This window comes from Erythrobacter sp. (genome assembly GCF_038133525.1).
Classification (GTDB): domain Bacteria; phylum Pseudomonadota; class Alphaproteobacteria; order Sphingomonadales; family Sphingomonadaceae; genus Qipengyuania.
The window spans coordinates 19,817-40,368 of record NZ_JAYPTL010000003.1; the positions used below are offsets into that span (position 1 = coordinate 19,817).

At 61.7% G+C, this 20,552-nt stretch carries 20 protein-coding genes; 7 read left to right on the forward strand and 13 right to left on the reverse strand.

Going from position 1 to position 20,552, the window contains the following annotated elements; translation table 11 throughout:
- On the reverse strand, window positions 1-724 hold a 724-nt coding region (locus AAFM29_RS01330), incomplete at its 3' end, for an alkene reductase (protein ID WP_341711016.1).
- A 53-nt stretch (window positions 725-777) separates the two neighbouring features.
- Here AAFM29_RS01330 and AAFM29_RS01335 point away from each other — a divergent pair.
- A complete protein-coding gene (locus AAFM29_RS01335) occupies window positions 778-1,695 on the forward strand; it encodes a DMT family transporter (RefSeq protein ID WP_341711017.1) in 918 nt (305 codons plus the stop codon).
- 1 nt (window position 1,696) lies between these two features.
- Here AAFM29_RS01335 and AAFM29_RS01340 read toward each other — a convergent pair whose 3' ends face one another.
- From AAFM29_RS01340 to AAFM29_RS01360, 5 genes are all read right to left on the reverse strand, one after another.
- Entirely contained in the window at window positions 1,697-3,814 is a 2,118-nt protein-coding gene (locus AAFM29_RS01340; protein WP_341711018.1) for a prolyl oligopeptidase family serine peptidase, read from the reverse strand.
- Window positions 3,815-3,830: 16 nt separating this feature from the next.
- Window positions 3,831-4,121: a hypothetical protein gene (locus tag AAFM29_RS01345; protein ID WP_341711019.1), complete on the reverse strand. Its 291-nt coding sequence runs from the start codon at window positions 4,119-4,121 to the stop codon at window positions 3,831-3,833.
- A complete protein-coding gene (gene nadA, locus AAFM29_RS01350; RefSeq protein WP_341711020.1) occupies window positions 4,121-5,107 on the reverse strand; it encodes a quinolinate synthase NadA in 987 nt (328 codons plus the stop codon). Before nadA ends, AAFM29_RS01345 begins: the two co-directional genes overlap by 1 nt.
- An 89-nt stretch (window positions 5,108-5,196) precedes the next feature.
- Window positions 5,197-5,979 (reverse strand): hypothetical protein, encoded by a 783-nt coding sequence (locus AAFM29_RS01355; RefSeq protein WP_341711021.1) that lies wholly within the window; start codon window positions 5,977-5,979, stop codon window positions 5,197-5,199.
- Between the two features lie 151 nt (window positions 5,980-6,130).
- The gene (locus tag AAFM29_RS01360; protein ID WP_341711022.1) at window positions 6,131-7,006 is read right to left on the reverse strand and encodes an MBL fold metallo-hydrolase; all 876 of its coding nucleotides are present in this window, start codon (window positions 7,004-7,006) and stop codon (window positions 6,131-6,133) included.
- A 62-nt stretch (window positions 7,007-7,068) separates the two neighbouring features.
- Here AAFM29_RS01360 and AAFM29_RS01365 point away from each other — a divergent pair, with 62 nt between their 5' ends.
- Window positions 7,069-8,532, forward strand: coding sequence for a glycerol kinase (locus AAFM29_RS01365; protein ID WP_341711023.1), 1,464 nt, complete (start codon window positions 7,069-7,071; stop codon window positions 8,530-8,532).
- Between the two features lie 5 nt (window positions 8,533-8,537).
- Here AAFM29_RS01365 and AAFM29_RS01370 read toward each other — a convergent pair whose 3' ends face one another.
- Window positions 8,538-8,996, reverse strand: coding sequence for a DUF1465 family protein (locus AAFM29_RS01370; protein ID WP_341711024.1), 459 nt, complete (start codon window positions 8,994-8,996; stop codon window positions 8,538-8,540).
- A 77-nt stretch (window positions 8,997-9,073) separates the two neighbouring features.
- Complete coding sequence (locus AAFM29_RS01375) at window positions 9,074-9,283, reverse strand: YdcH family protein (protein ID WP_173215112.1); 210 nt, start codon at window positions 9,281-9,283, stop codon at window positions 9,074-9,076.
- A 155-nt stretch (window positions 9,284-9,438) separates the two neighbouring features.
- On the opposite strand from AAFM29_RS01375, the gene AAFM29_RS01380 reads away from it, so the two are divergent.
- From AAFM29_RS01380 to tilS, 5 genes are all read left to right on the forward strand, one after another.
- Entirely contained in the window at window positions 9,439-9,594 is a 156-nt protein-coding gene (locus tag AAFM29_RS01380; protein WP_341711025.1) for a YdcH family protein, read from the forward strand.
- A 71-nt stretch (window positions 9,595-9,665) separates the two neighbouring features.
- Window positions 9,666-11,936, forward strand: coding sequence for a phosphoenolpyruvate--protein phosphotransferase (ptsP, locus tag AAFM29_RS01385; protein ID WP_341711026.1), 2,271 nt, complete (start codon window positions 9,666-9,668; stop codon window positions 11,934-11,936).
- Window positions 11,937-12,076: 140 nt separating this feature from the next.
- Window positions 12,077-12,922 carry a helix-turn-helix domain-containing protein gene (locus AAFM29_RS01390; RefSeq protein WP_341711027.1) on the forward strand — a complete coding sequence of 282 codons (846 nt, stop codon included), beginning with the start codon at window positions 12,077-12,079 and terminating at the stop codon, window positions 12,920-12,922.
- A gap of 116 nt (window positions 12,923-13,038) precedes the next feature.
- Entirely contained in the window at window positions 13,039-13,974 is a 936-nt protein-coding gene (locus tag AAFM29_RS01395) for a hypothetical protein (RefSeq protein WP_341711028.1), read from the forward strand.
- Window position 13,975: 1 nt separating this feature from the next.
- Window positions 13,976-14,971, forward strand: coding sequence for a tRNA lysidine(34) synthetase TilS (gene tilS / locus AAFM29_RS01400; RefSeq protein ID WP_341711029.1), 996 nt, complete (start codon window positions 13,976-13,978; stop codon window positions 14,969-14,971).
- Here tilS and AAFM29_RS01405 read toward each other — a convergent pair.
- From AAFM29_RS01405 to zwf, 5 genes are read right to left on the reverse strand one after another with little or no spacing between them, the layout of a single operon-like run.
- Window positions 14,964-15,647, reverse strand: a complete 684-nt coding sequence (locus tag AAFM29_RS01405; protein WP_341711030.1) for a L,D-transpeptidase family protein — start codon at window positions 15,645-15,647, stop codon at window positions 14,964-14,966. The two genes, tilS and AAFM29_RS01405, sit on opposite strands and share 8 nt — an antisense overlap.
- A 34-nt stretch (window positions 15,648-15,681) precedes the next feature.
- Window positions 15,682-16,293 (reverse strand): bifunctional 4-hydroxy-2-oxoglutarate aldolase/2-dehydro-3-deoxy-phosphogluconate aldolase, encoded by a 612-nt coding sequence (gene eda / locus AAFM29_RS01410; protein ID WP_341711031.1) that lies wholly within the window; start codon window positions 16,291-16,293, stop codon window positions 15,682-15,684.
- A gap of 2 nt (window positions 16,294-16,295) precedes the next feature.
- Window positions 16,296-17,270, reverse strand: coding sequence for a glucokinase (gene glk / locus AAFM29_RS01415; protein ID WP_371830702.1), 975 nt, complete (start codon window positions 17,268-17,270; stop codon window positions 16,296-16,298).
- Between the two features lie 2 nt (window positions 17,271-17,272).
- Window positions 17,273-19,084 (reverse strand): phosphogluconate dehydratase, encoded by a 1,812-nt coding sequence (edd, locus tag AAFM29_RS01420; protein WP_341711033.1) that lies wholly within the window; start codon window positions 19,082-19,084, stop codon window positions 17,273-17,275.
- Entirely contained in the window at window positions 19,077-20,519 is a 1,443-nt protein-coding gene (gene zwf, locus AAFM29_RS01425; protein WP_341711034.1) for a glucose-6-phosphate dehydrogenase, read from the reverse strand. The genes edd and zwf overlap by 8 nt, the downstream gene beginning before the upstream one ends.
- Between the last annotated feature and the right edge of the window lie 33 nt (window positions 20,520-20,552).

Consider the following 20,552-nt stretch of genomic DNA (forward strand, 5'->3'; position numbering starts at 1 on the left):
GATCGCTATCGTCGCAACCCTGCGTTTCGCCGTTGGGCGAAAGGCGTACGCCAACCCGGTCCGCGCCCCAGACGTCGACCAGTGCGGTCAGAACTTCACGCAGGAAACGCGTGCGATTTTCTGGTGAGCCACCATATTCGTCGGTGCGCAGATTGGTCTTGTCGCGGAGGAACTGGTCGACGAGGTAACCGTTAGCGCCGTGCAATTGCACACCGTCGAAGCCGGCCTTCTTGGCGTTTTCCGCGGCATGGCGATAGTCCTCGACCACGCGGGCGATTTCTTCGACTGACAGCTCGCGGGCCTGTTCGTACGGCTTGCGACCCTCAGGGGTATGCGCGTGGTCGGGGGCAGTGGTCGCACTGGCGGAAACAGGGGGCTGACCACCCAGGAAGATCGGGTGGACCAGGCGGCCCATATGCCAAAGCTGCATGACGATCAGTCCGCCTTCGGCGTGGACCGCATCGGTGGTCAGCTTCCAACCTTTGACCTGTTCTTCGCTCCAGATGCCCGGAGCGGCCGGCCAACCCGAGCCTTCGACGCTGATGCCGGTGGCTTCGGAGATGATCAGCCCGGCACTGGCGCGCTGGCGGTAGTAGGTGGCCATCATCTCATTCGGGATCGAACCGGGTTGGTCCGAGCGGCCACGGGTGAGTGGGGCCATGAAGATGCGGTTCTTCGCTTCGAGGGCACCCATTTTCAAAGGCTGGAAAAGTGGCTCGTGCATGCGGGCAGATCCTTTTTGCTGGCGCGTCTGGTGCATTGAGCTAGGTGCCAGTCATGGGCAGCGCAACCGGGGCAATGGACAAGAATGGCTTTCAGCCCAGCGCATGGCACTTTGCCGCGCTGCTGGGTGGCAACGCCGCGCTGGCGATCGGGCCGTGGTTCGTGCGACTGGCCGACACGGGACCGGTTTCGCTGGGTTTCTGGCGACTATTGCTGCCACTGCCGATCCTGCTGCTGTTGGCGCGACGCGAGTCAGGCGAGCAGCGCCTCGATCGTAGGCGCGTTTTCTGGATCGCTTTTGCAGGCATCGCTTTCGCGCTTGACCTTGTTGCCTGGCACATCGGCATTCACCTGACGCGCCTCGGCAACTCGGTATTGCTGGCCAATTCGGGCAGCCTGTTCCTGATGATCTGGGGCCTCTTCCAGTTGCGGCGGGCACCCCACGCAAACGAAGCGGCGGCGATTGTCGCCGCCCTTGCCGGGGGGGCGATCCTATTGGGGCGCAGCTTCGAGATTTCGGCAGAAACGTTGCTCGGGGACCTGCTTTGCCTCACGGCGGGTGCATTTTACGTGTTGTATTTGATCCCAGCGCAGAAAGCCCGCCAGGGGCTGGGACAGTGGACCGTCCTGTCGCTGGTCAGCATCGCAGGTGCACCTGTGCTGTTGCTAATCGCGCTGGCCGCGGGAGAGCCAGTCTTGCCTAGTACGGCTGGCTGGCTGCCCGTCGTTGCCATGGCCACGACAGGGCAACTCGTCGGCCAGGCACTGATCGTCTATTCTTTGCGGCACTTCCCCCCATTGATCATCGGTCTTGCGCTGCTGAGCCAACCCGCGCTTGCCGCGCTGGTCGGCTGGCTGGCTTTCCGCGAGACACTGGCGCCTGCGGACGTCCTCGGCATGGGCCTGGTGGCCGCAGCGCTGCTGATCGCGAAGCTGGCAGAACCGCGCTCAGCGGCACCGCGCCGACGGTAGGCTATTCCTTTCCGCTGCCGATCTCACGGTTCAGGAAGGCGAGTAGTAGCGCTGCACGCTTGGCGTCTTCCTCGTGATCGGCGCCGACCGAATGGCCGCCCTCCTTGTACTCGTGATAGTAGACCGTCTGACCCAGCGCCTCGTGTTTCGCCGCCATCTTGCGCGCGTGGCCCGGGTGGACCCGATCGTCGAGCGTTGAGAGATAGTAGAACACCGCTGGATAGTCACTCACCGCCTCGAGGTTCTGATACGGAGACCAGGTGCGCATGAAGTCCCAATCTTCAGGCACATCTGGATTGCCATATTCGGCGATCCATGAAGCCCCGGCGAGCAACTTGTTGTAGCGCCGCATGTCGTCGAGTGGACTGCCCGAGATGACCGCGCCATAGAGATCAGGACGCAGGTTCGCCACCGCACCGACCAGCACACCGCCGTTCGAACGGCCCGATGCAGCGATGCGGCCCGGTTCAGCGAGCCGTTCCTTCACAAGGTCGTCGGCCACCGCATTGAAATCGTCGAAGGCATTGATGCGCTTCTCGCGCAGCGCGTCCTCATGCCAGCTTGGTCCGTATTCGCCCCCGCCGCGGATATTGGCGAGGACGTAGGCATTGCCGCTTTCCAGCCAGAGCAGCGCCAGCGGGCCGCTGCGGTAGGGTTCGGCGGTGAGGTACTTCGGCGTCTGTGCGCTACGGAAGCCGCCATAGGCGTGGATCAGCGTCGGCAGTGGACCTGCGGTGCCCTTGGGCCGGACAATGTAATAGGGAACGCGCGTGCCATCTTTCGAGGTGGCGAAGCGCTGCTCAACCGCGAATTTGCTGGCGTCGAACTGCGCGGGCTGGCTGGCGACCACGCGTGCCTCTCCCTCGGCAGACACTGCATAGAGGGTTGGTGGGGTCAGCATGCTCTCGACTGTGACGAAAGCTGTGTCACCCTTGCCGCTGGTCGTGGCGAGCTGGATCGTGCTGTTGACCGGCAGGTCCATCGCGCGACTGCTCCAGCCGTCGGGGCCGGGTGTCAGCTCGAGCAGCTTGCCCGAGACATCGTCGAGCACCTTTACCCATAGCTTGGCTTCCGAATTGTCGACTTCCTCGATCGCCTGCGACGCGGTGGGTCGGAAGACCACCTCAGGGGTCACCTCGCGGCCGGCGACGGCATCATCCAGCGACCATGCAACCAGGGCGCCGGCTTCGATCTCTCCCCCGGGCAGAGCGAGCGGGGAATTGAGTTTCGCAATTACCCGGCCAGCCAGGACCGCCTCATATTCCGCATCTTCGGGGAGGGGCAGGGCAACGGACGATCCGTCATCGCGGACCAGCGCGTAGCTATCGGTCCAGAAGGTCACGCCCCGGCGAATGAAGTGCCAGCGCGTATCGCCATCGAGGACCGAGAAACCGTTCAGGCTGATGTCGCTCTCTTCCCCTTCAGCGATCAGCTCTGCCTGTGTGAATTCGGTGCCGCGCTTCCACAGCTTCACAAGGCGGGGATAACCTGATTCGGTGAGGCTGCCCGGACCCTCGTCGGTGCCGACGAACAGCGTATCTTCGTCGAACCAGTCGACGTTCGACTTCGCCTCGGGGAGGGTGAAACCGCCTTCGATGAACTCGCCTGTCGCAAGGTCGAACTCACGCACGACATCGGCATCGGTCCCGCCCGGGCTCAGTGAGACGAGGCAGCGGCGATACTCCGGTGCGAGGCAGTTTGCCCCGTGCCAGACCCAGCTCTGCCCTTCGTCCTTGCCCAGCTGATCGACGTCAATCAGCACCCGCCATTCCGGCTCGCCAGTAAGGTAGCTGTCGAGCGATGCGATCCGCCACAACCCGCGGGGATTGGCAGAGTCACGCCAAAGGTTGACGACTTGGTCGCCATAGATCGCCGTGGGCATGGCGATCTGCCGGTCGTCGTCGAGTATCTGTTTCGCCCATGCGCGGGCGACGGGATATTCGGGAGACTTGGTCAACAACTCTTCGGTCGCCGCGTTCCAGACATCGACCTGTTCGAGCGCACGCTCGCCCTTGATCTCCTCGAGCCAGATGTACGGGTCCTCCGCGTCGGTATCCTGCGCGAGGATCGGGCTTCCCCCAAATGCGAGCGCGGCGGCGAGCGCCAGGCGTGCGACCATCTCTTTATCTCTCCTGCTATGTTTCGTCGGCAAGATACCAGCTTGCGCCTGCATTGGTGCCGTCTGGCATGCTGCGAATTTCTCGGATCGAATCGATCGTCAGCCGAGGTTGGTCCCACGGGGATGTCACCCGAGCGAATGACGATGCAAATTCCATGCGAACCAGCTCTTTAGCTGCTTCTCCAGCTTCATCGGCGTTTTGGGCCAGGACAAAACGAGTGGCGAAGAAGCCGAACCTATTCTCGGGCTCACCGATTGGGTCCCCCGCAAAATTGTGGCCTTCCAGCATGACCTCAAAGGCTGCCATTAGGCCCTACCTAGATCACCCTTGCCGATCGTGCCGCTGGCCATTTCCAGCATGCGGTCGAGGCTTTGCTTGGCCTTAAGGCGCAGTCCTTCCTCGATTTCGATCCGCGGTTCGAGGTCGCGCAGACAGGCGTAGATCTTCTCCATGGTGTTGAGCGCCATGTAGGGGCAGATGTTGCAACTGCAGTTCCCGTCCGCGCCCGGAGCGCCGATGAAGGTCTTCTCTGGCAGTGCCTTTTCCATCTGGTGGATGATGTGCGGTTCGGTGGCCACGATCAGCGTGTCGCCATCGAAGGTTTTGGCGAACTGCAGGATGCCACTGGTCGACCCGACGTAATCGGCGTGGTCGATGATCACCGGCGGGCATTCCGGGTGAGCGGCAATGGGGGCGTTCGGATATTGCTCCTTGAGCTTGAGCAGCTCAGTCTCGCTGAAGGCTTCGTGGACGATGCAAACGCCCGGCCACAACAGCATTTCGCGCCCGAACTTGCGCGACAGATAGCCACCCAGGTGCCGGTCGGGGCCGAAGATGATCTTCTGCTCTTTGGGGATCTGGCTCAGGATCGTCTCGGCGGAAGAGCTGGTCACGATCACGTCGGACAGCGCCTTCACCTCGGTCGAGCAGTTGATGTAGGTCAGCGCAATGTGGTCGGGGTGCGCCTCACGGAACGCCTTGAACTTTTCGGGCGGGCAGGAATCCTCGAGGCTGCAGCCAGCGTCCATGTCGGGTAGCACCACAATCTTCTCCGGCGAGAGGATCTTGGCGGTGTCGGCCATGAACTTGACCCCGCAGAATACGATGACGTCGGCGTCGGTTTCCGCCGCTTTGCGGCTCAGTTCGAGGCTGTCGCCGACGAAGTCCGCCAGATCCTGGATATCCGCTGTCTGGTAGTAGTGTGCGAGAATGACCGCGTTCTTTTCCTTCCGCAGTCGATTGATCTCGTCGAGCAGGTCCTGCCCGGTGAGCGGCTTGGTCTGGTCGGTCATTCTCTTTCCCGTGCAATGCTTTTGCGGCGCTTATAGCCACAACGGATGCGAAGGCGAGTGCGTTCCGGTCAAGCGCCGTTGCGCGCTTCTCACATGGTAAAGCCGGGTGGCAGGAAGGCCTCCATCGGGCGTTCTGCGCCAGGAGTTCCGGCCAGTACCTGCTCGGTCAGCGAGACGCCAAAGGCGCTGTAGGCGATGATGTCAGAGACAATCTGCACGACGATGACCGAGCCTACGCCCCAATACCATGCTCGATGGATGCTGCCCGTGCGCCGCTTTTCAACCATCATGGCGATGATCGGAAAGATCAGCGGGATGAAGATCACTGCCCGCCAGGCGTTGGGTATCAGCAGCGGCAAAGGCAGGATCCGACCAATGCCCGGACCGGTCAGGATCGCCATCGCGCAGAACATCAGGCGACGATGCCATCCGGTGTATCGGCGGGCACGCAGTGCGGAGAACACAAGGGTCGCGAACAGCACCAGTTGCAACGAGTTGCTGATGAAGAACTCGTTCTGGTCGAAAAAGAACGGCCCACCCGTGCGACGCAGGCTGGTGATCATGATGACGAAGCCAAGCACCACCATGAGTGGAACCCAAAGAAAGGCGATGATGCCGAGCCGCCGGTGCAACGCGGTGTTATTGGCCGAAATCAGGCCGTTCTGCGCGACATAGATGGCCACCCAGCTGAAGAACACGCCGGCGTGGACGTGATAGATGACCGGCACGTCGAAAGTCGAACGTCCCATTGCGAGGTTTAACGAAAACCCGGCGACGATGACCGCCGCCATCACCAGTGCCATGATGAAGAAGAATCGCCGTTCGGCGATATCGTGTGCGGGGCGCGTGGGGGCGCCGGCTAGCGTTGCCATAAATCCCTCCGGTTGTGCGCGACCCACGTCAATCTTGTAATGGCGTGCCAATACGCCTCTGTGCTGATCAGGGGAAGTGGCGTTCAGTGACCTGGAATCGCCTGTCCGTCGATACGACGAACGACACTCACGCCGGGATTGCGTGGCGCCCTTAAATGGTCCGCCAGATACCGTCTGACCGCCGGGCCAGTCCGCGTCGCTCAAGATCGATCAAGTGGGCAGTGACCGACATCTCCGCCGCTTTGTGCAGTTTGGGATCCAGCCCCTTGTACATCTTGGGGATGAAATCGGCTGCGGCATGCGGGCCTTCCGCTAGCAGACGGACGATCTGGTTTTCGCGCTGGCGGCGGTGGCCGATCATTCCGCGCACCAGCTGGCGCGGTTTCTCGACCGCTTCGCCGTGAGCGGGGTAGTAAACGCGATCCTGTTCCCGCGCCTGGAGCTTTTCGAGGCTCTGCATATAGGCGCTCATGTCGCCATCGGGTGGGATCACCACACTGGTCGACCAGCCCATCACGTGATCACCGGTAAACAGTGCACCGCTCTCTTCCAGAGCGAAGCAGAGGTGATTGGAGACGTGGCCAGGTGTTGCGACCGCGGTGAGCGTCCAACCGGGGCCAGTCATCTGCTCACCGTCTTCCATCACCCGATCAGGTTCATAGGTGCGGTCGAACGCCGCGTCGGCGCGCGGGCCGCTGTCGTCGAGTACAAGTGGCGCGCAACCGACCACCGGGGCCCCGGTGCGCGCGGCGAGCGTCTTTGCCGCGGGTGAATGGTCGCGGTGTGTGTGGGTGCACATGATGGCGCAGACATGTTCGCCACCGAGCGCTGCATCGAGGGCGAGCAGATGCTCGGGATCATCTGGGCCGGGATCGATCACCGCACAACCGTCACCCAGGCCGACGATGTAGGTCTGCGTCCCGGTGTAGGTATAGGGGGAGGGGTTGGGCGCGAGCACGCGCCGCACCAGCGGTTCAAGTTGCATCGCTTGGCCGGTGGGCCAAGGTTTGGGGGGAGCGCCTGCCATACACTTGCATATGGGGTACCGGTTGGCCCATGTCACGCGCCGCCGCATAACAGGGAGAATCCATGGCCAACCGAATCCTCGTTCTCGACGCTGGAACAACGTCCACGCGGGCAATGATCTTCGCGCCTGACGGTGCGCTCGAGCGAGTTGCGCAGGAAGAGATTACCCAACACTATCCCGAGCCGGGCTGGGTCGAACACGACGCAACGGAAATTTGGGAAAAGACCCTCTCTTGCGCACGGCAGGTGGTGGGCGCCGCGGGGCAGAGCATTGCCGCGATCGGCATTACCAACCAGCGTGAGACTGTAGTTGCGTGGGATCGTTCGACAAGTCGACCACTAGCCCGCGCACTCGTTTGGCAGGATCGCCGCACGGCGGATTTCTGTGCCGGGCTAAAGGATTTCGGTCACGAAGAAGCGGTGCAGCGCAAGACCGGCTTGCTGCTTGATCCCTATTTTTCGGGCACCAAGATGCGCTGGCTTCTCGACAATAATGCGCAGGTTCGCGCCGCCGCCGCGTCGGGGACGCTGGCGATGGGAACGGTTGAAAGCTGGCTGGTGTGGAAGCTTTCTGGCGGTACCCACATTACTGACGCGAGCAATGCCAGCCGGACGCTGCTGCTCCCGCTGGATGGAGCGCAGTTTGACGAGGGACTGTGCGAACTCATCGGTGTGCCTCGGGCCGTGTTGCCCAAAGTGGTCGACACGCATGGAAAGCTCGCTGTGGCTCAAGCCGACTGGTTTGGTACGGAAATCCCCATCTGCGGTCTCGTGGGCGACCAGCAATCAGCTACCATCGGACAGGGTTGCCTGTCGTTCGGCGAAACCAAGGCGACCTATGGGACTGGGTCCTTCGTGCTGACCAACAAGGGGCAGGATATCCCGCATTCGGACAATCGCCTGCTGGGGACGGTGCTCTATCAGGAAAGCGGTGTGCGAACTTACGCGATCGAGGGTTCCTGTTTCGTTGCCGGAAGTCTCGTACAGTACCTTCGCGACCAGCTGGGCCTTATCGGGTCAGCAGCGGAAACCGAAGAGCTTGCCCGCTCGATCCCCGACAGCGGGGAAGTGATCATCGTGCCGGCCTTGGCGGGGCTTGGCGCGCCGCACTGGCAGCCCGAAGCCCGTGGCGTAATTGCTGGTCTCAGCTTCGCCAGTGGGAAGGCGCAGATCGCGCGTGCTGCGCTTGAAGCGATGGCGCATCAGACCCATGATCTCGCCACGGCTTTCGCTGCCGACGGTGCACCATGGTCACGCCTCAAGATCGATGGGGGGATGTGCGCCAATGACTGGATGGCACAGGATCTTGCCGACATCCTTGACCTGGAAGTCGAGAGGCCGGACTTCGTCGAAACAACAGCCCTGGGCGCAGCAATGCTTGCATCGGTGGGGGCGGGGATACACGCCACCTTGACCGACGCGGCTTCGGCAATGCGCGGCAAGACCCGCTGTTTCACGCCGCAGATGGACGCAGAAACGCGAAAGAGCCGGCTGGAGCGCTACGCCCGCGCTCGCGCGGCCGCTTGATCGGCTTATCTTTGGCCAAAGGCCTGCGCTATTCGACCTTGTAGTGCCTGAACGGGTGGGGAGGCGGCTTCCCGTTGCTGCCGCCAATCCCGATCGAGCCGTGCGACACGTGCGTGAAGCCGTTCGCTTTCATGGATCAGCTCTCGCGTTTCGGGTTCAAGCAACTCCAAGTTGGCAGGATCTGCCAGGCGCTCGTCCGGCAGGGCATTGTGGCGTCGCAACTGGCTCTCACTAAGCTCGCCCGAAAAATAAGCGCGCTGGTTGAGCAACCAGGCGAGCACATGCATCACCCGCGTGGTTGTGCGCAGTCCTTCGATCGAAAGCGCGATCTTCAAGAGATCGCTGGCCTCTTCCGCTTCCCCGCCCATTCGCAGATCGAAAACAGAGCGTGCATCATCCGCGAGAAGCAGGGCCTCTGCATAGAGGTCCTCGATGATCTCCTCGCTGATATCGCGCGATGCCATGGGACTTCATTACGCTCTTGTTACACTTGTGGCCAGCAGTCCGGAGAACGGTGTCCCGCACTGAAACGCGCCATCGCTCAGGCGATGATATCAGGGACCAGCGTGTCTTCGATCAGCGCGATCCGATCCTTGAGCTGGAGCTTTCGCTTCTTCAGGCGCGCGATCTGGAGCTGGTCGACAAAACCGTTGCGCTCCCCCGCTTCGCTTAGCGCGGCGATGGCAACGTCGAGATCGCGATGCTCTGTTCGAAGCATCTCCAGTCTCTTGCGCAGCTCTTGCTCGTTCACGCCCGTCCTTCCCGAATCTCGCTTCACCGCATGGCCTCAAGATCGGGTGTTTGTAAATCGGCAATAGTGTGGTTTGATACTGGGTCTGCGGCCCGTGCCGCACTGGCACGAGTCGCTTCTTGGGGTCGCAAACAACCCGCAAAGGAGACAACTCTATGCAATCATCCCATGTCGAAGCGCTGAAAGCCAAGCATGCCGGCCTCGAGGCCCGCTTGCATGTCGAGCAATCGCGTCCTGCGCCCGACGTAGCGATGATCCAGCAGCTCAAGAAGCAGAAGCTCCGCATCAAGGAAGAACTGGCTCGCTGCTGATCGGGTACAAGCGGATGCGGGGCCCCCAGCCCCGCTTCCGCAAACCCCCATTTTTGCTATAGGCTCGGCCTATGTCCGCTGCAGCCTCCGCCCGCCAAATCCTCACTCGCCTGCACGAAATCATGGCTGGGCGTACCCATGCCCAGCACAAGCTTGACCGCGTCGTCGAGACGATCGCCGAAAGCCTCCACTCCGAAGTCTGTTCAATTTACCTGCTGCGTGAAGGTGCGCTTGAACTTTACGCCACGCAGGGCCTTAACCCCGACGCGGTTCACATGACCCGAATGGGTCTGTCCGAAGGTCTTGTGGGGGCTATCGCGCGAAATATCGAAACGCTCAACCTGGCCGAGGCCAAGGCGCACCCGGACTTCCTCTATCGCCCTGAGACGGGCGAGGAAAAGTTCCATTCATTTGCTGGCGTGCCCATCGTCTACCGCGAGCGGGCGGTGGGTGTGCTTTGCGTCCAGCACGCTGATCCGCGGCGTTACGAAGAGGTAGAGATCGAGGCGCTACAGACCACGGCGATGGTGTTGTCTGAGCTCATCGCGCACAAAGAACTGGTCGACGATGTAGAGGCGATAGACCTCGGTAATACGAATACCGAGACTGAGGTGATCGAAGGACTCATCCTCGTTAAAGGCCTCGCGACTGGCCAGGCAGTGTTCCACCAGCCACGGATCGAGATTGACCAGGTGGTGGCTGAAGACATCGAGGCTGAACGCCAGCGCGTCTATCGTGCTTTTGACAAGATGCGCGAGCAGATCGACCAACTCGGCAAGGAGCCGGAATTCGGCAAGGGTGGCGAGCATGTCGAAGTGCTCGAGACCTACAAGATGTTCGCCTATGACGAGGGCTGGAGCCGTCGCATAAACGAAGCGATCGATAGCGGACTGACGGCAGAGGCGGCGATCGAACGCGTCCAACAGCGCACCCGCATGCGCATGCGCGAGATTGACGATCCCCTGCTGGCGGATCGGATGCACGATCTCGAGGATCTTTCGAACCGGTTGCTGCGTATCGTCTCCGGCCAACTGGGCACTGCCGCGACCCAAGGATTGCGGCGCGATTCGATCCTTATTGCGCGCAATTTGGGCCCCGCCGAGTTGCTGGAATACGACCGTCGGCGCCTAAAGGGTGTGGTGCTGGAGGAAGGCTCACTCACAGCCCACGTCGTTATCGTGGCGCGGGCCATGGGGATTCCGGTGCTCGGGCGCGTGACCGGTGTCTTGTCCAAAGTTAGCGAGGGCGACGAAGTCCTGCTCGATGCCGATCGCGGACTGGTAACCCTGCGCCCTGGGCAGGCTCTGCTCGATGCTTTCGACGCACGTTTTGCCAAGAACCGTGAACGCCAGGCCGCCTATGCGGAGCTGCGCGATGTGGAGCCGTTTACGAGGGATGGCACGCGGATAACCGTGATGATGAACGCCGGCCTGCGCGACGACATGAGTTCGCTCGCCATGACCGGCGCGGACGGAGTCGGGCTGTTTCGTACGGAGTTCCAGTTCCTGGTTTCCGCCACCCTGCCTGCACGCGATCGGCAGATGCGACTCTATCGCGATGTGCTCGATGCTGCTGGCGACAAGCCGGTAATTTTCCGCACCGTCGACATCGGCGGCGATAAAGCGGTGCCTTATCTCAATTCGCAGGTGGCCGAACGGGATGAAAACCCCGCAATGGGCTGGCGCGCGCTGCGTTTGTCGCTGGAGCGCGAGGGGTTGCTGAAAGCTCAGGCGCGTGCGCTTTTGGAAGCTGCGGCCGGCCGGCAGCTTTCGGTAATGTTCCCAATGGTGTCCGAACCATGGGAATTCGACGCTGCAAAACAGGTCTTCGAGGAGCAGCTCGATTTTCTGCGTGGGCGGCGCAGGTTGCTGCCTGAGGCTATCGAATATGGCTGCATGCTGGAAGTGCCGGCGCTGGCAGAGGTGCTCGAACAGCTGGTCCCCCGGCTGTCCTTCATTTCGGTTGGCACAAACGACCTGACTCAGTTCCTGTTCGCAGCCGATCGCGCGAACCCCAAGCTTGCCGAACGCTACGACTGGCTCAGCCCGGCGATCCTGCGCTTTCTTCAGCGGGTTGTGCGGGGTGTGGAAGGCTATCCGGTTAGGCTGGGTGTTTGCGGCGAAATGGGTGGGCGCCGGCTCGAGGCGCTGGCGCTGTTGGGCATTGGCTATCGCCGACTGTCCATTACACCAGCTGCCGTCGGCCCGATCAAGGAATTGGTGCGCAAGGTCGATTTGGATGAGATCAGCCAACAGATGACTTCCTGGTTGGCGAACCCGCCACGCAGTTTGCGTGAAGCCTTGAAGGCATGGGCGGACGAGCGCGGGATCGAAGCGGACTGATTTCGTCGCATCTGTGAAGCGGTTCGCCGGTTTGCCTTTTCCATGGTATATGCTGTGCTTGACAGGTGCCGCCCCTCTTCGCTTTCAGGTGAACCGGTCAAGAGGCGGGGTCACCTGCCAGGTCGCAAGTCGGGAATTCCATGGAAGAAGATGTCACTGCCGAAGAAACGCAAGCAAGGGCTGATGGCGTCGGGACCCGGTTGCGCAAGGCGCGAGAGCAAGCCGGGTTGGAGCTAGCGCAGGTCGCAGCGGAGACCCGCATTCCCCAGCGGCATTTGGAGGCGATCGAGCAAGGCAAGTTTTCCTCTCTTCCTTCGCGCACCTATGCTGTCGGATTTAGCCGGACATTCGCGCGAACTGTCGGTTTGGACGAGCACGAAATCATTGCTCAGGTTCGGGAGGAACTGGCTGCCGGCGATCCAGATGATCATGGCGCGCTGGCGCGCTTCGAGCCGGGTGATCCGGCACGGGTGCCTGATCGCAGATTGGCTTGGTTCGCTCTGCTTGCGACATTGCTGCTGCTTGGCGGCATTTACGCCTTCTATGAAAGCTACTTTGCTCCAGGAATTGACCCCGCATCACTCCATGACGAGCGTGTCCCTGCTGCAACCGCGTCCCAGGCAACTGCAAACCCATCCCGACAAGTCGCGCAACCGATCACGAATGGCCCAGTGGTCTTTACCAATGAGATCGACGGTACTTGGGTACGATTTTATGATGGCGCGGGCGAACGCCTTTTCGAAGGTATCATGGCTGCCGGGGATACCTATACGATCCCCGATGATGCCGTGGACCCGCAGATACGCACCGGTCGGCCCTATGCCTTTGCCATAACGATTGGTGGAAAGCCGGTGCCGCGCCTTTCGGAAAAGGATGAGGTGGTTTCGGACGTTCCAGTGGCGGCGACGGCTTTGTTGGCGCGGCCACCGGCACCGATAGCGACTCCCGCCCCCTCAGTCGTGGTGCCTGCTGTACCAGCGACTTGATGGAGTGACGCCCATTCGCCCCCTCACAAGGGGAAAAGCCCGCCTCCTACCCTCGACAGAACCGAGGGCCTGGGGCAATTTCTCAAGCTACGGATATCCCACGAGGAGCCTCACCGATGATCTTCGGACAAACCCTTCGCACGGCGGGCCTGGGCGGCGCGATAGTCGCGCTACTGGCCACAAGTGTTCCCGCTATCGCACAGGAAGAAAGCGCAGATATGCGCATTCGCCGTCTCGAGGCGGAAGTGCGTGCGCTGCAACGCAAGGTCTTCCCGGGCGGTGACGGGCGCTTCTTCGAGCCTGAGATTAGCGCTCAGCCAAATACGGCAAACACGCTCGTAACCCCGTCGACAACCGCAGTGACGGATATCCTGGCGCGCCTTGATGCACTTGAGGCACAGATTCAGCGACAGACCGCGCAGGTGGAAGAGAATTCGAACACATTACGGATCTTGACCGAGCGAGTTGCGATCCTTGAAACTCCACCCGCAGAAGTGGTTGCGGTTTCGCCACCGGAACCTGCACTCACACCGCCAAGCAGCGCCGTGTCGAGCAATGTCGAGCGCATGGCAGCCACTTCGCCGGCCAAGCCTGCGACCACTGCTGGCCCGAGCAGCGAACGACTTGCGGCAGTGCAGGCAATTGCCAAGCCGCAGACCGACGATGCTGGTGACGACGAATACAGCTATGGATTCCGCCTGTGGGACGCCAAGTTCTACCCCGAGGCCCAGCAGCAGTTGACGATGATGGTCGAGAAATATCCGACACACTCGCGCATCAGCTATGCGCGCAACCTGCTTGGCCGCGCCTATCTCGATGACGGGAAGGCCAAGGAGGCAGCACCCTGGTTCCTCAAGAACTATCAGGCTGACAAGAACGGCGCGCGGGCTGGCGACAGCCTGCTTTTCCTTGCCGAAGCAATGCTGGCTTTGAAGGACACCAAGCGCGCATGCATTGCGCTGGCGGAGTTTTCGGAAACCTACCCTGCGCTTGCGACGGGTCGCCTCCAGAGCCAGTACGATGCTGATCGTGCCAAGGTGAAGTGCAGTTGAGGTGACCCCGGATCCGCTTCTGGTCGAGCGGTTTCGCCAAGACTGCCTGCGATTGTGGGGCCAAGAGGAAGGTGATGCCCATCTGGGTATCGCCTTGTCCGGTGGACCCGACAGCCTTGCTTTAACGCTCCTGGCGCAGGCAGCCTTTCCGGGGCGGATTCATGCAGCCACGGTCGATCACGGATTGCGTAAAGAGAGTGCGGACGAGGCGCGTGAGGCCTCGCGAATTTGCGCTGCCATCAATGTAGAACATGCGATCCTCCCGGTGCAGGTCGCACAGGGAAATGTCCAAGCGGAAGCTCGCCGTGCACGATATGAGGCGCTGAGCGTTCACTTTGCCACGCAAGGGATCTTGACCTTCGCGACAGCGCACCACGCTGATGACCAGGCCGAAACCCTGCTGATGCGGCTCAATCGAGGCAGCGGCCTGGCAGGGCTCGCCGGTGTGCGATCAAAGTCCGTCTTTAAACCCCAAGGCACGACGAAGGAACTTTCGCTTGTCAGGCCCTTGCTCGGTTGGCGTAGGCACGAACTGGCTGCGATCGTCGCTGCATCTGGCTTCCGTGCTGCCCAGGATCCTTCGAACGACGATGAAGGCTTTGACCGGGTTCGCCTGCGCAAGGCTATTGCCGACCTGCCCTGGATCGACCCGTTGGCCATTGCTGCATCGGCGCGACACCTTGCCGAAGCGGAAGAGGTTATCGAGCAGCAAGTCGCCAGCGTAATGGATACCCTCATCTGGGAAGATGGTGCTTGTCTCTTCCCTTGTGGGCACCCGCGCATCATCGAGATCGGGGTGGTCGAGCGTATCTTGCGGCAATTGGGAGCCGATGATCTACGGGGCTCGGAGATTGCCAGGATGGTCGACCGGTTGCGCGAGAAAGAGAACGCATCGCTAGGGGGAGTCTTGGGTCGCCGCGTGATGTATGGGGCCGACGCCAGCCCCCAACAGGACATGATGCGTTTCGAGCCGGAGCCGCCGCGCAAATCTAGATGATGCTATCGCCCAGGCCGATTTGTCGGCCATCGGTAATCACCACCATGTCGCCCTTCTTGGCGATCGCAAACAGCCGACTGGCGAGGTCATCGGGGACGCCGACACAGCCATGGCTGGCATATCCGTTCTCGACCAGGTGACCACCGTGGATCGCCACCCCGTCGTTCGTCAGAAACAAGCTCCATGGCATGGGAGCGTTGCCGTATTTTTCCGAGACGTTGTGCCGATCCTTATAGAGGATCGGGAAATGGCCAACGGGCGTCGGATGTTCATCCGTGCCCAGCATTACCGCAGCCGCACCGATCTCATAGCCTCCCCGAAACACCGATATCACACGAGCCTGCAGGTCGACGGTCACCAGTAGCGGGCCTGGCGGGACGTCTTTGTCATCCCAATACCAGTCGCCGTACTTGATTGGCTCCTTGATCGGCAGGATACGTCGCACGGTGTAAAGTCGTTCGAAATCGGATTCTGCCTTGGCAGCGATTGCGCCCATTGGCTCAAGCTTTGGCGCAGGCGCGATCACCTCAGGCGTCACCTCGCTCATGCTCGGGACGCCGATAGCAATAGCGACGAACCCTGCGCCGACGGCCAGGGTTGCGCCCCCGATCCACTTGAGAATCGCCTCCATTGCCGGACTATGCGGCATGACATGCAGCAATTCCAGCGGAGGCATTTTGGCGTACCGTGCCGGAACACTGCCGCAGTAGTCAGTTCCTCAGCTGAAATGCCTCGCGCGCGACGGCTTCAACAGCTGTTTCATCGACTGGGCCTCGCGGGGCAACCCAACTGCCGCCGACGCAAAGGACCGGGTCGAAAGCGAGCCATTCCGGTGCGTTCTCCAGGGTTATTCCGCCAGTAGGGCAGAACCGGCATTGGCCGAATGGCGCTGCCAGCGCCTTGAGGGCAGGCAAACCACCTGCCGCCATCGCGGGGAAGAACTTGAAGTGGGTCAGGCCCAGATCGAGCCCGCGCATGATATCATCCGCGTTGGCGATCCCGGGGAGGAAGGGAATGCCCGCTTCGTTGGCCGCCTTGCCGAGGGGTTCGGTCAGGCCAGGCGATACGATGAACTCGCTGCCCGCCGTTATTGCAGCATCGAGCTCGCGTGCGTTGGTCACGGTTCCCGCTCCGACAATCGCGCCTTCAACCTGCTTCATCGCGCGAATTGCGTCGAGCGCCGCTGGCGTGCGCAACGTTACTTCCAGTACGCGCAACCCACCTGCGACCAGCGCGCGAGCAAGCGGCACCGCGTGCTCGACTTCGTCGACGACGATGACCGGGATAACTGGTGCAGTTTGCATGATGTCGGCGATAGGCATGCTCAGGTGATCCCGTGTTCGGAAGCATAGGCCGCTGCCGCGCCGAACAGGCCTGGCTGCGGAAGGACAATCAGTTTGACCGGAAGGCTAGCCATCATGGTCTCGAAGCGACCCTTTGCACGAAAGCGTTCGGCGAAGCCCGATTGCAGCAGCGTGTCGCGCAGGCGATAGCCCAGCCCGCCCGCGATCACGACGCCCTTGGCGCCATGTGCAAGCGCCATGTCCCCCGCGACGCTACCGAGCGAAAGGCAGAACCGGTCAACCGCCGCGGCAGCCAGACTGTCTTCGCCGCTCATGCCCTTGGTCCAGATCTCGATATCGTCGACCTCGGGCACCGCGCGGTTCTCCATCGCGGCCAGCGTCTGATAGATGTCGACGATCGCCGGGCCTGATACGACCCGCTCGGTCGAGACTCGAGTGTGGCGCTTGCGCAGTCGGGCGAGGATCGCATCTTCGATGCTATCGAGTGGGGCGAAATCGATATGCCCGCCCTCGGTGGCTGAAACGCGGTAGCTGCCATCGGCTTCGCGATAGAGATGGGCAACGCCAAGGCCTGTACCAGGGCCAAGTACGCTCAACCGTCCGGTTGCAGGCAGCGGGCCCTTGGGGCCAGTCAGGTGCAGGAACTGATCTTCGCCCGCGCGCGCCACGGCGTGCGCAACGGCCTCGAAATCGTTGACGATGGTGTAGTGTTCGACCCCAAGCTTTTCCTTCACCAGCGCCGGACGGATGATCCACGGATTGTTGGTGAACCGGATCACGTCGCCGCCGACGGGGCCAGCGATTGCCATCGATACGCGCGGGGGCAGGGTCCCGCCCTTGCGCTCACGAAAATCCTCCCAGGCGGTCTGGAAGCTGGCATGATCGACCGTGTGAAGCGTTTCAGGTTCGCCAAGTGTAATCGAGCCATCGGCTGCCACACTGGCAATTGCAAAACGCGCGTGGGTCCCGCCGATATCGACTGAAACGAGGTCCACGCTCAAAGTCCCCCGCTCGCAAGCATCGCCGATGCGCCGCGTTCGGCACCGTCGGCGAAGTTACGGAACATTGCGAAGAGTTCGCGGCCCATCCCCATATCCGAAGCAGGCTCTGCGGCTGGTTCGCGAGCCGACAGGTCGGCAGTGGTCGAAAGCGTCCCAGTCTGTGCGCAAACGCGCACGATATCGCCATCGCGCAGTTTGGCCAACGGCCCCCCTCCGAGCGCCTCAGGTGTGCAGTGGATAGCCGCCGGGACCTTGCCTGACGCGCCCGACATCCGACCGTCAGTGACCAGTGCCACGCGGTAGCCGCGATCCTGCAGGACGCCGAGGGCAGGGGTCAGCTTGTGGAGTTCGGGCATGCCATTGGCTCGTGGTCCCTGGAAGCGGACCACGACAACTACGTCCTTGTCTAGTTCGCCCCGCTTGAAGGCCTCGTTGACCGAAGGCTGATCCTCGAAGACGCGGCAGGGAGCCTCGATGGTCCACCGCTCGCGATCGACCGCGGACGACTTGAAGCATGCGCGGCCAAGATTGCCTTCGACCAGCCGCATACCGCCGTCAGGTTGGAAGGGATCGCTAGCCGGCCGGAGCATTTCGATGTCGCCCGATGGGCCGGGATCGCGCCATGCCAAGGCGTCGCCATCGATCCCTGGCTCCTGTGCATAGGCTTCGAAGCCATTTTCCCACACGGTCAGGATGTCGCGGTGCGCCAGCCCTTCGTCGAGCAGAGTGCCGATGACATAGCCCATGCCGCCTGCCTCATGGAAATGGTTCACGTCGCCCGATCCATTGGGATAGACGCGCGCGACCAGCGGCACTGCAGAAGACAGTTCGGCGAGGTCATTCCAGTCAAATGCGATCCCCGCGGCTCGTGCCATCGCAGGAATGTGGATCGCATGATTGGTCGATCCGCCCGTGGCGAGCAGGCCGATTGCCGCGTTGACGATTGCCTTCTCATCAACGACGCGGGCGAGGGGGCGGTAGTCGCCATCCTTGCCCATACCGACGAGGCGGTGTGTCGCTGCGCGGGTCAGTTCCTGCCGCAGCTTCGCGCCCGGCAGGACGAAGGCGGCACCCGGCACATGCAGCCCCATCATCTCCATCATCATCTGGTTGGAGTTGGCAGTGCCGTAAAAGGTGCAGGTGCCCGGCGAATGGTAGCTGGCGCTTTCGCTTTCGAGCAGTTCGTCGCGACCTACCTTGCCCTCTGCATATAGCTGGCGAACTCGCTGTTTTTCCTTGTTGGCGATGCCTGACGGCATTGGGCCGGAAGGAATGAAGATCGCGGGGAGATGGCCAAAGCGCAGGGCTCCCATCAGAAGGCCAGGGACAATCTTGTCGCAAATGCCCAGCAGCGCGACGCCGTCATACATCGCGTGGCTGAGTGCAACGACCGTCGACAGGGCAATGACGTCGCGGCTGAACAGCGATAGCTCCATGCCGTCCTGCCCCTGTGTCACACCATCGCACATCGCCGGAGTCGCGCCCGCTACCTGCGCGGTGGCGCCGACTTCGCGCGCCCAGATCTTCATCTGTTCAGGATAGCGGTGATACGGCTGGTGCGCCGAAAGCATGTCATTGTAGCTGGTGACGATGCCGAGGTTCGGCCCACGCGCGGCCTTGATCGCCTGCTGGTCTTCCTCGGCCCCAGCAAAGGCGTGGGCGAGGTTGGAGCACGACAGCGTGCCGCGATTGACCTGCCGTTCGCTCTCGCGCTCGGTCAACTCCAGATAGCTCGCACGGCTGGCGCGCGAATTCTCGATCACGCGTTGCGTCACGCGATGGATTGTATCGTTCAGGCTCTTACTCATCGTGCCAGCTTACCCCGCCGCGCTCAGCCAGGGCGATGGCCGCGCTGGGCCCCCAGCTGCCGGCGCCATAGGTCTTTGGTTTGATATCATTTTCGGACCACAGCTGGCGGATGGCATCGATCCATTCCCACTGTGCCTCAACCTCGTCGCGGCGGACGAACAACGTCTGGTCGCCTTCGACAAGGTCGAGCAATAGCCGCTCGTAGGCGATCCTGCGGACTGCACCTGAGAAAGCGTCATCCATCGCGATGTCGAGTGGAACCGGCCGGAGCCGTAGGCCTTCGCGATCGAGCCCGGGAACCTTGGCCATCATGGTCAGCTGGATATTCTCTTCTGGCTGGATGCCGATCACCAACCGGTTGGGCTGGGTCGTCGCGCCACGGCTTTCGAAAATCGAGTGTGGGATCGGGCGGAACTGGATCACGATCTCGGTCACACGCTCGGGCAATCGCTTGCCGGTGCGCATGTAGAAGGGCACGCCCTTCCAGCGCCAATTGTCGACGTGCGCCTTGATCGCGACGAACGTCTCGGTGTCGCTGTCCTTGCCCAGTTCTTCGTCGTAGCCAGGTACAGCCGTGCCGTTTACGGCACCTGCGCGATACTGCCCGGTAACCGTCTCGTCCTTTGCGACCGCGCGTAACGCCCTGAGGACCTTGACCTTTTCATCGCGCACGGCAGTCGCATCGAAACTTGTGGGTGGCTCCATCGCAACCAGAGCGAGAAGCTGGAGCATGTGGTTCTGAACCATGTCACGCAGCGCGCCACTATCATCGTAATAGGCGACGCGACTTTCGAGGCCGACCGTCTCCGCCACGGTGATCTGAACATGGTCGATATAGCGCGCGTTCCAGACCGGTTCGAACAACAAGTTGGCAAAGCGCAGCGCGAGGAGGTTCTGAACCGTCTCCTTGCCCAGGTAGTGGTCGATCCGGAAAATGCGGTCTTCGGGGAAGGCCCGCGCAACTGCATCGTTGATTTCGCAAGATGATGCGAGGTCGGTTCCGAGCGGCTTTTCGAGCCCAATACGGACGTTCCCTTCGGTCAGTCCGGCATGCTGCAAGCCTGAGATTGTCGCCTCGAACAAGCTTGGTGCTGTCGAAAGAAAGATTGCCAGGCCTTGCTTGTACTCGCCCACTTCACGGGCAAGCTCGTCATAGCCTTCGACCGTTGTCGCATCGACAGGGACGTAATGCAGCCGTCCAAGGAAGTGCTCCATTCCGCCGCGACGACACTCTGGCAGAAACCTCTCCAGTGCTTCGCGCGCGAAATTCCGGTACTCCTGGGTCGTCAGATCGGATCTGGCGGTGCCAACGATCTTCAGATCTTCAGCAAGCAGTCCGTCGACGTCGAGCGCGCATAGCGACGGGAGCAGCATTCGCTGGGCAAGGTCGCCGGTGGCACCAAATAACAGCAGGCGATCGGCTGTGAAGCTCATGCGTATGGCCTTACGGTCATGATCGTTCCCTCT

Bases quoted from the DNA above. Each gene is read 5' to 3' on its own strand.
- AAFM29_RS01335 (WP_341711017.1), top strand. From the start codon at position 778: ATGGGCAGCGCAACCGGGGCAATGGACAAGAATGGCTTTCAGCCCAGC.
- AAFM29_RS01340 (WP_341711018.1), bottom strand. From the start codon at position 3,814: ATGGTCGCACGCCTGGCGCTCGCCGCCGCGCTCGCATTTGGGGGAAGC.
- AAFM29_RS01345 (WP_341711019.1), bottom strand. From the start codon at position 4,121: ATGGCAGCCTTTGAGGTCATGCTGGAAGGCCACAATTTTGCGGGGGAC.
- nadA (WP_341711020.1), bottom strand. From the start codon at position 5,107: ATGACCGACCAGACCAAGCCGCTCACCGGGCAGGACCTGCTCGACGAG.
- AAFM29_RS01355 (WP_341711021.1), bottom strand. From the start codon at position 5,979: ATGGCAACGCTAGCCGGCGCCCCCACGCGCCCCGCACACGATATCGCC.
- AAFM29_RS01360 (WP_341711022.1), bottom strand. From the start codon at position 7,006: ATGGCAGGCGCTCCCCCCAAACCTTGGCCCACCGGCCAAGCGATGCAA.
- AAFM29_RS01365 (WP_341711023.1), top strand. From the start codon at position 7,069: ATGGCCAACCGAATCCTCGTTCTCGACGCTGGAACAACGTCCACGCGG.
- AAFM29_RS01370 (WP_341711024.1), bottom strand. From the start codon at position 8,996: ATGGCATCGCGCGATATCAGCGAGGAGATCATCGAGGACCTCTATGCA.
- AAFM29_RS01380 (WP_341711025.1), top strand. From the start codon at position 9,439: ATGCAATCATCCCATGTCGAAGCGCTGAAAGCCAAGCATGCCGGCCTC.
- ptsP (WP_341711026.1), top strand. From the start codon at position 9,666: ATGTCCGCTGCAGCCTCCGCCCGCCAAATCCTCACTCGCCTGCACGAA.
- AAFM29_RS01390 (WP_341711027.1), top strand. From the start codon at position 12,077: ATGGAAGAAGATGTCACTGCCGAAGAAACGCAAGCAAGGGCTGATGGC.
- AAFM29_RS01395 (WP_341711028.1), top strand. From the start codon at position 13,039: ATGATCTTCGGACAAACCCTTCGCACGGCGGGCCTGGGCGGCGCGATA.
- AAFM29_RS01405 (WP_341711030.1), bottom strand. From the start codon at position 15,647: ATGCCTCCGCTGGAATTGCTGCATGTCATGCCGCATAGTCCGGCAATG.
- eda (WP_341711031.1), bottom strand. From the start codon at position 16,293: ATGCCTATCGCCGACATCATGCAAACTGCACCAGTTATCCCGGTCATC.
- edd (WP_341711033.1), bottom strand. From the start codon at position 19,084: ATGAGTAAGAGCCTGAACGATACAATCCATCGCGTGACGCAACGCGTG.
- zwf (WP_341711034.1), bottom strand. From the start codon at position 20,519: ATGAGCTTCACAGCCGATCGCCTGCTGTTATTTGGTGCCACCGGCGAC.